This is a genomic window from Pseudoalteromonas sp. S558 (genome assembly GCF_005886635.1).
In the GTDB taxonomy this organism is placed as follows: domain Bacteria; phylum Pseudomonadota; class Gammaproteobacteria; order Enterobacterales; family Alteromonadaceae; genus Pseudoalteromonas; species Pseudoalteromonas aliena.
On sequence record NZ_PNDU01000613.1, the window covers coordinates 1 to 433 of the forward strand.

The 433-nt window shown below is 37.0% G+C and carries 1 pseudogene; it reads left to right on the top strand.

Annotation, left to right across the window (positions count from 1 at the left end):
* Window positions 1-424, top strand: a pseudogene (gene ruvA / locus CWB66_RS21650) (Holliday junction branch migration protein RuvA); the annotation flags it as partial.
* Window positions 425-433: the final 9 nt, after the last annotated feature.

Sequence of the window (433 nt, forward strand, 5' to 3'; positions counted from 1 at the left end):
ACCAGAAATATTACTTGAAGTAAGTGGTGTCGGTTAGGAAGTTCAAATGCCAATGACGTGTTTTTACGATTTACCAAAAATTGGAGAAAACTCGATTGTTTATACTCACTTTGTAGTACGTGAAGATGCTCAAATGTTATTTGTTTTTAATAATAAAGTTGAGCGTGCATTGTTTAGAGAGCAATTAAAAGCAAATGGGGTAGTGCCAAAACTTGGTTTAGCTATTTTATCGGGCATGGCGGCAAAGCAATTTGTAAGATGTGTAAATAATCAAGACTCAACATCGCTTGTTAAATTACCCTGTGTAGGTAAAAAAACGGCCGAGCGTTTAGTAGTCGATATGAAAGGCAGACAAAAAGATTGGGGTATTGATTTATTTACGCCATTTAGAGACAGCGCTGTAATAGTTCCAATTCGCGATGCGTGAGATGCT